The sequence below is a fragment of the Thermodesulfatator autotrophicus genome, from assembly GCF_001642325.1.
GTDB lineage: Bacteria > Desulfobacterota > Thermodesulfobacteria > Thermodesulfobacteriales > Thermodesulfatatoraceae > Thermodesulfatator > Thermodesulfatator autotrophicus.
Genome location: NZ_LSFI01000005.1, coordinates 1 through 13,288, shown reverse-complemented (window position 1 = coordinate 13,288; position 13,288 = coordinate 1). Strand labels below are relative to the sequence as shown.

Genomic DNA, 13,288 nt, shown 5'->3' with positions numbered 1-13,288 from the left:
CCCTCCTTCTTCAGATAAAATCGGAGAGAAGCCGATAAGTCTTAAATGAAAACATTGCATAGAAAAACGAGGTTGATATAATCGCGACCAATGGAAGATATTCTCCGTCTGGAACGGGTATCTAAGGTTTATAAACCAAACATAAGGGCCCTTGAGGACATTTCCTTCCGCGTGGCCAAGGGTGAATTTATTTTCATAACCGGCCCAAGTGGTTCGGGGAAAAGCACTTTGTTAAACTTAATTTTTAGAGCGGAAAAACCTACCTCTGGAGAAATTTTTTTTGAAGGTAGGCCTTTATCCAGCTTTTCCCGCAAAGAAATCCCCTATCTAAGGCGCAAAATAGGCTTTGTTTTTCAGGACTTTAAGCTACTTGAGAATCGGACTGTCTTTGAAAATGTAGCTATTTCTCTTGAAATTCAGGACATCCCTGAAGGAGAAATCAAATATCGGGTGTTAAAGATTCTAAAACGCCTGGGGCTTGAGGGAAAAGAAAGCCAGCTGGTAAGACAGCTTTCTGGTGGAGAAAAACAAAGAGTGGCTCTGGCCAGAGCTGTTATAAACAGGCCAAGGCTCCTTTTGGCCGATGAGCCTACGGGAAATCTTGACGCCCGCCGCACAGAAGAAGTTATGGAAATATTTGAAGATTTAAACGCTGAGGGCACGACTATTATTTTAGCTACCCATGACCAGTCTCTTTTTGTGGATAGTCATAGGCGGGTCTTAGTCCTTGATGAAGGGAGGTTACTTAACCCTTGAGAAAACTTTTCAGCCGGGCTGCAAAAGAATTTCGCACCACCCCTGGCACTTATATAGCCGCCACGCTGATCATCGCCCTGGGGCTAACGGTCTTTTCTTTTTTTGGGCTAATGTACTTTAACCTTATACATTTCACCGAACAGATTGCCAGGGAGCTGGTGCTAAACGTTTACCTGGCCCCAAAGACTGACCCTGTTATCACTCAGAAGCTCATAAACGAAATAGAAAAAAATCAGCTGGTAGCTCAAGTTTCTTTTGTGCCTTCCACCAAAGTTTTAGAGGAGCTAAAACACCTCTTTGAAGACCAGGAACTGGTAAAAGACATAAAGCCCGACTTTTTGCCCCCGGTTCTTCTGGTCTCTTTTAAAGACCCTTTTCTGGCTTTAAATAAGTTGAAAGACTTTTCCGAATATCTTTCACAAAAGAAAGGGGTATTAAAAGTCCAGTTTGCCCAGAGCTGGCTGGTCAAGCTTGCTAACATCAAAAAATTTCTTGAGATTTTTTCAGTATCAGGCCTTTTCCTGGTGGGCCTGGCCACGATCTTTGTTATCAGCCTGGTAGTAAGGCTTTCTCTGGCCCAACGGCAAAAAGAACTGGAAGTCCTTTCTCTGGTAGGGGCTACTCCTGGTTTTATCCAAAATCCCTTGATATTTCTCTCTGGCCTTCAAGGCCTTTTGGCCTCAGGAATATCTCTAACTCTGGTGTATTTTTTGAAAACCTATCTTGATAAAGCCATAAAGGGATTTTTCCCGGGGTTTACTGGAAGCCTTCTTTTCTGGGAAAAATGGCAACTTATTAGCCTAACTTTAGGGGTGGTGCTACTTTGCGTAACAGCTTCCTATGGGGCCTCGCGGCGCTACTTACGCTATTAATTGGCCAGGTGGCCGCGGTTACAGCCCCTGAAAAAATAAAGGAAAAGTCTGCCATACTTGAAGAACTTTCTCTGAAAGAGAAGAAAATTCTAAAGGAGCTTGAGCAACTCTCACAAAAAATCAATCAAAAACAAAAAGAAATTGATCTTTTAGAAGATCAGATAGCCGAACGGGATCTTATCATTTTTAATCTTTCCCAAAAAATTAAAGAACGGGAAATAAAAATTAAGGAACTTGAAAAGATTTTCAGAGAAAGACTAAAAGTACTTGCTACCATGGGAAAAGTAGGCTGGCTTAACTTGCTCCTTTCTCCAGGAGACATTTCTTCTTTTATGCGTAAGCAAGAGTACGCAAACCTGGTGCTACTGCACGATAAAGAACTGGCAAAACAGCTCAAGGAAGAAAAGGCAAAACTTGAACAGGAAAAAGAAATTGTTCTCAAAGAAAAGGCCCACCTGGAAGGGTTAAGACACCAATTTCAGGAAGAAAAAGAAGCTCTAGAAAGACTTAAGCAAGAAAAAAAGGCCCTGCTGGAAGAGGTAAGAAGAAATAAAAACTTATACGCCGAGACCCTTAAGATGTTAAAGGCTGCTTACGCGGCTATTGCTCAGATGGCTGAAGAACTTGAGAAAACAAGGCAGGAACTAAAAAGCGCCAAAACCCAGATAGAAGAAATAAAAAAGAAAAGGCCAATTACAGAAAACATTACTCCTGAGAAGAAGATGCCTCCGCCTCTTTTAGAGGTAAAAGGGCTCATTCCACCACCGGTTCCAGGCCTGGTAATCAAAGTTTACGGCACCGAAATAGACCCCATCACCGGCGAAAAACAATTCAATAAGGGTATAACTATCGCTGCTCCGCCCGGCACTCCGGTTAAGGCCCCTTATGCCGGAAAAATATTAAAAATTTCCTACATAAAGGGAGAAGGAATAGTCATTTTTATTGATCATGGCTATTATTTCTTGTCGGCTATCGGTGGTTTAGGTAATGTTAATAAAAATTTGGGTGACATGGTTTATACTGGTGAAGTAATTGGTGAAGTAGGAGAAGTCCCTTTTGGGAGGCCGCACGTTTATTACGAACTACGATATAAGGGAAAGCCGTTAAATCCTTTGGATTGGCTTGATATAAATCAACTTAAATTTAAGCCGTGAGGTGAATATGAAAAATAAAAAAGTTTTTTCTTCTGTAGTTTTGGTAGTGGTTTTGGGATTTTTTATTCTGGGGACTTTTTTAGGGCACAATCTCCTTTCAGCTCCTACCAAAAAAGAAAACGACATTTACCAGCAATTGAAGCTATTCTCTCAGGTGCTTGATCTGGTGCAAAAAAGCTACGTAAAAGAGGTTGACCCTAAAGAACTTATTTACGGTGCCATTCAGGGAATGCTCACCAACCTTGACCCCCACTCTTCTTTTCTGAAACCAGAAGACTTTAAAGAGCTTCAAATAGAAACCAAAGGTTCTTTTACCGGCATAGGTATAGAGATAACCATAAAAGACGGAGTCCTTACCGTAGTAGCGCCCATTGAAGGCACTCCTGCCTGGAAAGCAGGCCTTAAACCTGGAGACAAAATTATAAAGATTAACGGCAAGCCCACCAAGGGCATGAGCCTGATTGATGCTGTTAAACTTCTAAGAGGTCCTAAGGGAACCAAAGTAACCATTCACATTTTCCGTGAAGGTTTTAACGAACTAAAAGAAATAACCCTGGTGCGCGACGTAATTCCCATAAAAAGTGTGCGCTATTTTACCGTTGAACCCGGATACGGTTATGTCCGTATTACCAATTTTCAGGAAAAAACTCACAAAGAGCTGGTAAAAGCCCTCACTGCTTTAGAAAAAGAAAATAAACCCATGAAAGGCCTAATTATTGACTTAAGAAATAATCCTGGTGGGCTTTTAAGTGCTGCGGTGCGTGTGGCTGACGAATTTATTGATAAAGGCCTTATAGTTTACACTAAAGGCCGTATCAAACAGCAAAACATGCGCTTTGAAGCCACCCCTAATGAAAGAGAACACCCCTATCCTATCGTGGTTCTGGTAAACGAAGGCAGTGCTTCGGCTTCAGAAATTGTAGCCGGAGCCCTTCAGGACCATCGCCGGGCCGTACTGGTAGGGAATACCACTTTTGGAAAGGGCTCTGTTCAAACTATCATCCCTCTCCCTGATGGTTCAGCAGTAAGGCTTACCACCGCCCAATATTACACTCCCAGTGGCCGTTCTATCCAGGCCAAAGGTATTGAGCCGGATATAAAAGTCCCGTTTCTTGATCCTGAATGCCTGAAAAAAGCCGAAAAGAAAACCCATGTCTTAAGAGAAAAGGATCTGGCCCACCATCTTGAAAATGGTAATCCCAAGCCTAAACAAGAAAAGGCTCAACCCGAGACCAGTAAGGACAAAGAGAAAACACCCAAAGATGTCTTCAAGTGGGAAGAGCGCTTAAAATACGATAGCCAATTCCAGGAAGCGCTAAGAATCCTTAAAAGCTGGCACGTTATAACTTCGGCTAAAATCAAGTAAATGCCTCGCCGTAAAAAGCCAAAAAGGCCTGCTCCATCACGTCTGGGGTGGGCCTTTTTATTTTTACTACTGCTTACCTCTATACTGGCGGCCCTCTGGGTTCTAAGGCCTATGGTAGAAGGGCCTGAAGAAGCTTCTAAAAAGGTCTCTCCTAAATCTGACAAAATTCTTCCTTCCCAAAAGGCCATTCCAAAGCCCCCAAAGGCTCAGCCATCTCCCAAAGAAAGCCTCCCCAGGGCCTGTATCATCATTGACGATATGGGGCAAAATCCACGGCTTGAAAGAAAATTTTTTGATCTTGGCCTCAGGCTAAATTTTTCCTTTTTGCCAGATGCCCCTTTTACCAAAAGGCTTGCCACTGAAGCCCACGCCAGGGGTTTTGAAGTCCTGGTTCACCTTCCCCTTGAAGCCCACAAAGTTTACGACCATAGTCACATTCTTAGCTTGAAGTTGAAGGAGAATGAGTTAAAAAAACAGGTGCGTTTGCTGGTAAAGAAAGTACCTTACGCCATAGGAGTTAATCATCACATGGGCTCAGCTTTTACTGAAGATGCTACGCATGTTTACTGGTTACTCTCAGAAATAAAGGCCATGGGACTCTTTTATGTTGACAGCCGCACTACTCCTTACACCAAAATCCCCGAGGTAGCTGAAAAATTAAAACTTCCCTTTGCTGAAAGAAATATTTTTCTTGATGACAGCACAGACTTTAAAAGTATTTGCAGATACCTGGATAAATTTGTAAAAGAAGCGCAAAAAAGGCCGGTATTGGCCATAGGGCATCCCCATCAGAATACCCTTAGGGCCTTAAAAGCCTATGAAAACAAGTTAAAGACCCATGTAAACCTTGTGCCAATAAGTGTATTTTTGAGGGAAAAATATGATAAAGCCGTACTTGAAAGATTTTAAACCCTACCCACCTGGAAAACCTATTGAAGAATTAAGACGGGAGCTTGGAATAGGAGGTCCCATTGTCAAGCTGGCCTCAAATGAAAACCCCTTTGGCCCTTCTCCTGAAGCTATAGAGGCCATAAAAACGGCCGCTAAAGATGTCCACCGCTACCCTGATCCTTCTGGCTACGAACTAAAAAGAGTTCTGGCTTCCAAGCTTGGGGTGAGCCCTGAAGAAATAGTCCTGGGAAACGGCTCAAACGAAGTTATTGACCTCTTAGTCAAAGCCCTGCTTTCTCCTGGTGAAACAGCCCTCATGAGTGAGCCGTCATTTCTCATGTACGAAAAATTCGTTCAGGCTGCTGGCGGAAACATAAAAAAAATTCCACTTAAAAACTTAAGGCATGATTTATCTTCTCTTGCCAGCGCTATAGACAAAAAAACACGTCTTATCTTTCTTGATAATCCCCACAACCCTACGGGAAGCATTATCAAGCACCAGGAGTTTGAAGCCTGGCTTAAAGACCTTCCCCCAGATATTTTAGTTGTGCTTGATGAGGCCTACATTGAGTTTAACGATGACCCTGAAATAGTAAAAGGCCTTCTTTTTAAAGATAACAAGCCGCCGGTAGCCATTCTCAGGACTTTTTCAAAGGCCTACGGGCTTGCCGGTTTAAGAGTTGGCTACGGTATTATGAACCAGGAACTGGCCAACGTTTTAAACGCCATAAGGCAACCCTTTAACGTAAACAGTCTGGCCCTGGCAGCAGCCAAGGCCGCCCTTGAAGATGAAGTTTATCTTAAAGAGATTTTGAATACTTTTCTTGAAGAAAGAAAGCGCCTAACTCAAGCTCTCAAAAGTTTTGGTTTTAAACCCTACCCTTCGCAGGCCAATTTCATTCTGGTAGAAGTAGGCCAGGAAGGGAAAAAACTATATCAGGCCCTTCTGCGGAAAGGGGTAATCATAAGAAACACCGAGGCCTATGGTTTCCCTACCTGTGTGCGCATAAGCATAGGCACCCCTGAAGAGAATGACTTTTTCCTGACCAGGCTTAAGGAGGTTTTGAATGAGGCCTAAGGGCCTTCTCATCACCATAGACGGGCCAGCTGGCGCAGGGAAAAGCACCGTGGCCAAAAAATTAGCCCAAAAGCTTGGTTACCTTTATCTTGACACCGGGGCCATGTATAGAGTGGTGGCTTTAGCGGCTAAAAGACTTGGCCTTGATTTTCAGGACGAAGAAAGGCTTGGAGAGCTGGCTAAAACACTTGATTTTAAACTGGTTCCCCGAGAAAACGGAGTTAGCGTTTTTCTTGGCGAAGAAGATGTAAGTCAAGCCATTCGCACCCCGGAAATAGACCGCCTTTCTTCGGTGGTGGCCAGGGTTCCAGGCGTACGCGAAGCCCTCAAAACAAGACAGCAGGCCATAGGTAAAGAAGGCGGTGTAATCGCTGAGGGCCGCGACATGGGAAGCGTGGTCTTCCCTGACGCAGAAATTAAGTTTTTTATTACCGCCAGTTTAGAGGCCCGCGCCAGGAGACGTTACAAAGAACAGAAACAAAAAGGCCTTAACATCTCCTTTGAAGAAGTGCTCACAAATCTCCGCGAGCGAGACGAAAGAGACAGTAAGCGCGAAGTGGCTCCCCTGGTTATTCCTGAAGGGGCCATCATTATAGACACTTCTGAACTTAGCCCTGAGCAAGTACTGGATATGGTCCTCAAAGAAATAGAAAAGGTGAAAAAGGATGGAAAAAGTTGAAGCGCCTTATCTTTCTATCGTTATCCCGGTGTTTAATGAAGAAGAAAACATCCCACTTTTGCTGGAAAATATTGAGAAAGCCTTAAAAGACTTTGAAAAGGGTTTTGAAGTCATCATTGTAGATGACGGTTCAACGGATAATTCTTTGAAAATCCTCAAAGAACTAAAACCCAGATATCCGTGGCTAAGGATTGTAGCTTTAAGAAGAAATTTTGGGCAAAGCGCAGCTTTCACCGCCGGCATTGACCACGCCAGGGGCAAAGTCATAGTTACCATGGACGGAGATTTACAAAATGACCCCCAAGACATCCCCAAGCTTTTAAAAAAAATAGAAGAAGGTTACGACGTGGTTTCTGGGTGGCGTAAAGACCGCCAAGACCCTTTTCTTTCAAGACGCCTGCCCTCAATAATGGCCAATGCCCTTATTTCTCGTTTTACCCGCATAAAACTTCACGATTACGGTTGTTCGCTTAAGGCCTACCGGGCAGAGGTAATTAAGGGTGTCACCATTTACGGTGAACTCCATCGCTTTATACCAGCCCTGGTAGGGCTATCAGGGGCGCGAGTTGCCGAAGTTGAGGTAACTCATCATCCGCGGCGCTACGGGAGGAGTAAATACGGCCTTTCAAGAACATATAGGGTGCTTCTTGACCTGTTATTGATGATTTTTTTTAGAAAATTTGCCACAAAACCTTTACATATTTTTGGTTTAACTGGAGGCACACTTTTTTTGCTGGGCTTTGGCATAGAACTTTATTTAACCTTTTTAAAACTTTTTATGGGCGAGGATATTGGCCAAAGGCCCCTCTTAATTTTGGGTGTTCTTTTAATTCTTACGGGTATCAACCTTTTAGGGACAGGGCTTCTGGCAGAACTGGTAATAAGGACTTATTACGAATCTTCTGGCAAACGGATCTATAGCGTGCGCGAGGTAGTTGAGTGAAAAAGTATCTTTCTTTTTTTCTAAAACTGGCGGTAAGTGGAACCCTTCTTTTTTATCTCTTCAGACAAACTGATTTTAAGCTTTTATTACATACCTTCAAACAGGTCTCCTCGGGATGGCTTATCGCTTCAATCTTTGTTTTTTTTATATTTCAGCTGGTAAGTGCCTTTAGATGGTACGAGATTCTTAAAGTCCTCGGTTTTAAAAGGGACTTATCTTTTATCTGCCGCGTTTACTTTATAGGGATGTTTTTTAATGCTTTTTTGCCGGGCATCCTGGGAGGAGATTTGATTCGCGTTTTTTATGTAGTAAAAGAGGGGAGTAGTAAAACCCTTGCCAGTTTCAGTGTGGCGTATGACCGGGCCTTTGGATTTCTGGGAGCTTTATTCTTGCTCATAATCTTTGTACCACTTGAGGGAGATTTTATGCCATCCCATACCCGGCACAGTATTTTTTATTTTTCAGTAACAGTTTTAACCATTACCTTTGGAATGGCTATTTTCTCAAGATTCTGGCACGAGCGCCTGGGAAAAAACCTTGCCCACACTATGACTTTAGTTTTCAAAATCAGAAATTTTTTAAAACTTTTTTCTCTGGGGCTGGCGGTTCAAGTTTTATATAACATTCATGTATCTTTACTGGGAAAAAGTCTGGGAATATCCATACCCTGGCTCAAGTATTTTTTGATTATTCCTCTCATGGGGATTCTAGCTAGCCTTCCTATAAGCCTGGGAGGCTTTGGGGTGCGCGAAGGCACTCTGGCCTATTTTTTAAATCTTCTGGGAGAGCCTAAAGAAATGGGCATTGCCCTTGGTTTTTTAACCTACGGTGTGGCCCTCCTGGGCGGCCTAGTGGGTGGCTATTTTTACCTGAGAGGAGATTCAAAAAGGCAAAAACAAAGTGACAAGTACTGACGTTTTGTTAAATTTCAAAAATATCTGGAGACCTTGCGTTAGAAATTGCTTCGCTTTGCTCGCAATGACAAAGAGGTAGGGGCCTCGCAATGACTGGCTCACTTTGTCACTGAGAGGAGATTCCTCGCTTCGCTCGGGGACAGGCGAAGCGGTCTCTCAGGGACTGGAGAGGCGATTAGTTAAAATATTTTATAAAGGTCTTAATTATGCCTATCGTCCTTTTAACTGATTTTGGTCTAAAAGACCATTACGTTGGCGTGATGAAAGGGGTAATCAAAAGTATTACCCCTGAAGTGGATATTATTGACTTAACCCACGAGGTCCCCCCGCAGGAGGTAAAAGCTGGAGCCTTTCTCCTGGGTGTTTCTTATCACTATTTTCCTTGTAAAAGCATTTTCGTGGCCGTGGTTGACCCTGAAGTTGGCACGGGAAGAAAGGGAATACTTGTTTCAGCAGGTGATTACTTTTTTGTAGGGCCAGATAACGGAATTTTTTCTTTTGTCCTGGAAAAAGAAGAGATCTTTTCGGCCTGGGAACTAAAAAACAAGGCTTACTTTCGTTCGGAGATAAGTAGCACCTTTCATGGAAGAGATATTTTTGCCCCGGTGGCCGCCCATTTAGCCAGAGGTGTACCTCCCAAAGAGTTGGGCCCGCCTTTAAAAAATATCACCAGACTCCCCTGGCCAAAAATAATTAAGGAAGAAGACAGGCTTAAAGGGGCCGTAATTTATGCGGATCGCTTTGGTAACCTGATAACCAACATACACGAAAAAAACTTGACTGGCCGAAAAATAAAAAAAGTAATTTACCAGGGCCTTGAAATCCCCTTTCTTAAAACATACGCCCTGGCTCCACCAAAAAGCCTCCTGGCACTTATCGGCAGCGAGGGTTATCTAGAAATAGCCGTATCACAAGGGAGTGCCGCTGAAAAACTTGGCACGCAAGGCGAAGTCCATGTGGAACTTGCCTGAGCACACTGTTGAACACCTGCTTGACGGTGCCTTAAAAGTTCTTCAACCCAGGGAAGGATATCGTTTTTCTCTTGAAGTCTTTTTGCTGGCAGGATTTATCTCTCTCAAGCCCCGAGAAAAATTACTTGAACTTGGTGCTGGCTGTGGCGTTATTTCTCTTATACTTGCTCGCAAACATAATTTTAAATTTCTTATTGGCCTTGAAATACAGAAAGAACTCCTTACATTTTTCGTCCATAACGTAAAATTAAACCAACTATCTGAAAAAATTTATCCCCTTTGTGGAGACGTAAAAGCACCGCCTTTAAAGTCAGGTTCTTTTGACGTGGTTTTCAGTAATCCGCCTTATTATTCCGCTGGCACCGGGAGGCTTTCCCCTCATCCTCAGGAAAGACTGGCCCGCCATGAAATCCTTGCCTCCCTTACAGACTTCATAAGTTGTGCCGCCTATACTTTAAAAAACAAAGGGCGTTTCTACCTGGTGCACTCGGCCAGGCGACTGCCTGAAATTATAGAAACGTGTTTGAAAAAGAGGCTTATGCCCAAAACCTTACGCCTGGTTTATTCTTATCCAGGTTCAGAAGGAAAACTTGTGCTTTTAGAGGCCGTCAAAAATGGAGGGGCAGAACTCAAAGTGCTTCCCCCTCTTTTTGTATATGAAAGCCGGAACGGAGATTATACCGTAGAGATGAAACGCCTTTTTGCCCTGTGAGAGGCCTTTTTTCTCATAAGGGTAAGCCTTAACCTGAGAAAGGCCTTTCTGATTTCTTCGTCTTCAATGGTGGCCAGCTCTTTTTCAAGACGGGCCACCAGTTCTTTTGATGGTTTTATTTTTCTATAAGCTGGCTTGACTGTTTTTTTCTCGTAATAGTTGCGTTTTAAAACCAGACGAATTTTCTTAAAAACGCCCTCCCCTGCCCTTTCATTTAGGCGAGAAAGTAGCCGCTTTTCCTCAAAGCGCAGGCGCTGAAGCCATATATTATCGCTTACTTCCAGCGTTAACACTCCCCGGGCGAAGCCAAGGGGGCGTACCGCTTGAGCTATCTGTGGCCCAACTATGTTTTGCCATTCATCAAGGACCCGGGCGGCCCGGAGACTGTTACTCCAAACCGGCGCCGCCCATAAGTTTTTAATAACTCCGGCTATTTTTTCCATTAAACTTCCTGTTTAACCTGCTCAAGCCTTTCTTCTATAAAGCGCCTTATTTCCTCAAGACGCCTCTCATCTCTAGCCTCAAAACGAAGCACCAATACCGGCTGGGTATTTGAGGCCCTGACAAGCCCCCAACCGTCCTCAAAAATCACCCGGGCTCCGTCAATATCAATAACCTTTAATCCTTCGGCTTTAAGCTTTCCTGTAAGATGCTTCACAATTTCAAACTTCTTCTCATCCGGGCACTCAACCCTTATTTCAGGCGTGGAAACCATCCTGGGTAAGTCTTTTAACATCTCAGAAAGCGGGAGATCAGACCTGGCCACAATCTCTGCCAGACGTAAAGAGGCGTAAACGGCGTCATCAAAACCAAAAAACCGGTCCGCAAAAAAGATATGCCCGCTCATCTCACCGGCAAGAAGGGCCTTTTCCTCTTTCATTTTATTTTTAATGAGAGAATGGCCAGTTTTCCACATGATTGGCTTTCCACCAAGACGGGCAATTTCATCATACATGACCTGGGAACACTTAACTTCACCAATGATAACGGCTCCAGGATGTTCTTTTAAAATCTCGCGGGCAAAGATTATGAGAAGCTGGTCTCCCCAGAGGATCTGGCCTTTATCGTCTATTACCCCGATGCGGTCACCATCGCCGTCATAACCCACTCCAAAATCAGCCCCTAGTTCAAGTACTTTTTGTCTCAGGTCTTTTATGTTTTCTTCTACCGTAGGGTCAGGAAAATGGTTAGGAAAACTGCCATCTACCTCGCAGTAAAGAGAACTAACATCACAGCCCTGGTCACGAAAGGCTTGAGGCGCCGTAAGGGCGGTAACACCATTGCCACAGTCAAGCACCACTTTGAGGGGGCGGTCAACTTTGATGTTTCCCTTTAGATATTTAAGATAACTTGGCAAAATATCGTATTCTTCAAGGTTTCCACTTCCATTAACAAAGTCTTCTTTTTCTACCAATTCTCTAATTTCCTGGATTTTGGGGCCGTAAAGGGTTTCTCTGCCGAGACATATCTTAAAGCCGTTAAACTCAGGTGGGTTATGAGAACCCGTTACCTGAATACCACCGTCAACATTTTCAAGGTTAAAAAGGGAAAAATACATAACCGGTGTAGGGGTAACACCGATATTAATGACATCTACTCCCGTTGAGAGAATGCCACTAATAAGGGCTTCCTGGAGCTTTGGGCCAGAGAGACGGCCATCTCTACCAGAGACAACTTTATTCCCCCCGGCTCTCTTAACCAGAGTACCGTAAGCCTTGCCTATAGCTTCAGCCACTTCTGGGGTCAAATCTTTATCAACCCGACCGCGGATATCATATTCCCTGAACATAAGCGGATTTACCTGCATACCACCCTCCTGACTTTTAGTTATACTTTTGTTTTATCACAAAAATAGATCTTTGAGGAAAAAATTTATTATTACTCCGCCTTCCCTAATGAAGCTATATCAGCTTTTCCACCAGAACAGCTTTTTCTTGACGCGAAGTTTTTGGGGAACAAATTTTTCTGGTTCGCCGAAGTCGTAATCTATTTCAGGCCAGTCTGGAAAACACTGCGCTTTAAACCAGTAAAAACTGTGCCCACTTTGTAGAATAATGGCCATAGGCCTGGTGAAACTCCAGGTAGAAAAAGAAAGTAATCTCGCAAGGCTTTCCTGGTAAAAAAACCGGGCTTTTTTTAGAAAAAGTTCTCTTTCATCAGGGTCAGAAGAGAAATAGGCGGCCAGGTTAAACACTTCTGCCTTACGAATTTCCTGGGCTGCCCAGGTTTCAGTGGGGTATTCTAAAAGCTCAGGCTTATCCAGGTAAATGTATTCGTTTTCAGCCATCCAGCGGGCATAGTGCAATAAAGAGGCCCGACTGTAGGCAAACATGTGGTCAAGTTCATTCCATTCTTGCTTTAAAAATAGATACTTGCCTAAAACCTGTAAAAATACGGTATATGACCATCTTTCCTCTGGCTTTCGCAGTTCTCGTGCTTCAATGTCGTCTTTGGGGTGAATACAGCGGCGAATAAGTTCTTCGGCTTTGGCCAAAAATTTCTTATCTTGAGTCAAGAGATAGGCGTCAAGCAAGCAATTTATAGAATTCCCTGCTCCACGGCCAGGTCCATGATACCAGGGATCACGGGTCTGACTGGCCAGCCCACTTGGGCTCTTATCCAGCCAGGATAAAATTTTAAGAGGCTTATCCATCTCAATAACATGCTCGCCAAATTTGATTACCACCTCTCTGGCTCGTGGGTCTCCTGTTAGCAGGTGATAAAGAAGAAGTCCAGAGGAATACAGATGTTCATTGGAAGGTCCTCCGCCGGTTATTCCGGCATCGCGAGAATAACACCTATGAGTGGAACGATAAGCATCAACGTAATGGAAAGTGTGCCAGAAAAGGCCATTATTATAGGCAGGTTTATCTTCTTCGGTGTGATAAACGTCTATGTCATAAACATGTCTGGCAAGCTCTTCTGGTAGTATTTCAGTAATTGTGTCCGAAA

Annotated in this window: 13 protein-coding genes and 1 pseudogene; 11 read left to right on the top strand and 3 right to left on the bottom strand. The window is 43.6% G+C overall.

Annotated features, from left to right (window positions below):
- Window positions 1-90 precede the first annotated feature (90 nt).
- The 11 genes from ftsE (at window position 91) to TH606_RS01515 (ending at window position 10,336) form a co-directional block, all read left to right on the top strand.
- Window positions 91-756 carry a cell division ATP-binding protein FtsE gene (gene ftsE, locus TH606_RS01565; protein WP_082863456.1) on the top strand — a complete coding sequence of 222 codons (666 nt, stop codon included), beginning with the start codon at window positions 91-93 and terminating at the stop codon, window positions 754-756.
- On the top strand, window positions 753-1,628 hold the full coding sequence (locus TH606_RS01560; protein ID WP_068540946.1) for a cell division protein FtsX: 876 nt from the start codon (window positions 753-755) through the stop codon (window positions 1,626-1,628). The genes ftsE and TH606_RS01560 overlap by 4 nt, the downstream gene beginning before the upstream one ends.
- Window positions 1,580-2,782, top strand: a complete 1,203-nt coding sequence (locus tag TH606_RS01555; protein ID WP_157627831.1) for a murein hydrolase activator EnvC family protein — start codon at window positions 1,580-1,582, stop codon at window positions 2,780-2,782. Before TH606_RS01560 ends, TH606_RS01555 begins: the two co-directional genes overlap by 49 nt.
- 7 nt (window positions 2,783-2,789) lie before the next feature.
- Complete coding sequence (locus TH606_RS01550; RefSeq protein WP_068540944.1) at window positions 2,790-4,148, top strand: S41 family peptidase; 1,359 nt, start codon at window positions 2,790-2,792, stop codon at window positions 4,146-4,148.
- Window positions 4,149-5,057: a divergent polysaccharide deacetylase family protein gene (locus tag TH606_RS01545; protein WP_068540943.1), complete on the top strand. Its 909-nt coding sequence runs from the start codon at window positions 4,149-4,151 to the stop codon at window positions 5,055-5,057. It begins immediately after the preceding gene.
- Window positions 5,029-6,117, top strand: coding sequence for a histidinol-phosphate transaminase (gene hisC / locus TH606_RS01540; protein WP_068540942.1), 1,089 nt, complete (start codon window positions 5,029-5,031; stop codon window positions 6,115-6,117). Before TH606_RS01545 ends, hisC begins: the two co-directional genes overlap by 29 nt.
- On the top strand, window positions 6,107-6,796 hold the full coding sequence (gene cmk / locus TH606_RS01535) for a (d)CMP kinase (protein WP_068540941.1): 690 nt from the start codon (window positions 6,107-6,109) through the stop codon (window positions 6,794-6,796). The genes hisC and cmk overlap by 11 nt, the downstream gene beginning before the upstream one ends.
- Window positions 6,783-7,739 (top strand): glycosyltransferase family 2 protein, encoded by a 957-nt coding sequence (locus tag TH606_RS01530; RefSeq protein ID WP_068540940.1) that lies wholly within the window; start codon window positions 6,783-6,785, stop codon window positions 7,737-7,739. Before cmk ends, TH606_RS01530 begins: the two co-directional genes overlap by 14 nt.
- Window positions 7,736-8,653 (top strand): lysylphosphatidylglycerol synthase transmembrane domain-containing protein, encoded by a 918-nt coding sequence (locus TH606_RS01525; RefSeq protein ID WP_068540939.1) that lies wholly within the window; start codon window positions 7,736-7,738, stop codon window positions 8,651-8,653. The genes TH606_RS01530 and TH606_RS01525 overlap by 4 nt, the downstream gene beginning before the upstream one ends.
- Window positions 8,654-8,859: 206 nt before the next feature.
- Window positions 8,860-9,624 (top strand): SAM hydrolase/SAM-dependent halogenase family protein, encoded by a 765-nt coding sequence (locus tag TH606_RS01520; protein ID WP_068540937.1) that lies wholly within the window; start codon window positions 8,860-8,862, stop codon window positions 9,622-9,624.
- Window positions 9,608-10,336, top strand: a complete 729-nt coding sequence (locus TH606_RS01515; protein ID WP_068540935.1) for a tRNA1(Val) (adenine(37)-N6)-methyltransferase — start codon at window positions 9,608-9,610, stop codon at window positions 10,334-10,336. Before TH606_RS01520 ends, TH606_RS01515 begins: the two co-directional genes overlap by 17 nt.
- Here TH606_RS01515 and TH606_RS01510 read toward each other — a convergent pair.
- The 3 genes and pseudogenes from TH606_RS01510 to TH606_RS11620 all read right to left on the bottom strand — a co-directional run.
- Window positions 10,300-10,779, bottom strand: a complete 480-nt coding sequence (locus tag TH606_RS01510; protein ID WP_068540933.1) for a DUF721 domain-containing protein — start codon at window positions 10,777-10,779, stop codon at window positions 10,300-10,302. The genes TH606_RS01515 and TH606_RS01510 overlap by 37 nt on opposite strands.
- The gene (locus TH606_RS01505; protein ID WP_068540930.1) at window positions 10,779-12,143 is read right to left on the bottom strand and encodes a phosphomannomutase/phosphoglucomutase; all 1,365 of its coding nucleotides are present in this window, start codon (window positions 12,141-12,143) and stop codon (window positions 10,779-10,781) included. Before TH606_RS01505 ends, TH606_RS01510 begins: the two co-directional genes overlap by 1 nt.
- Window positions 12,144-12,242: 99 nt before the next feature.
- Window positions 12,243-13,288 (bottom strand): annotated as a pseudogene (locus TH606_RS11620) (hypothetical protein); the annotation flags it as partial.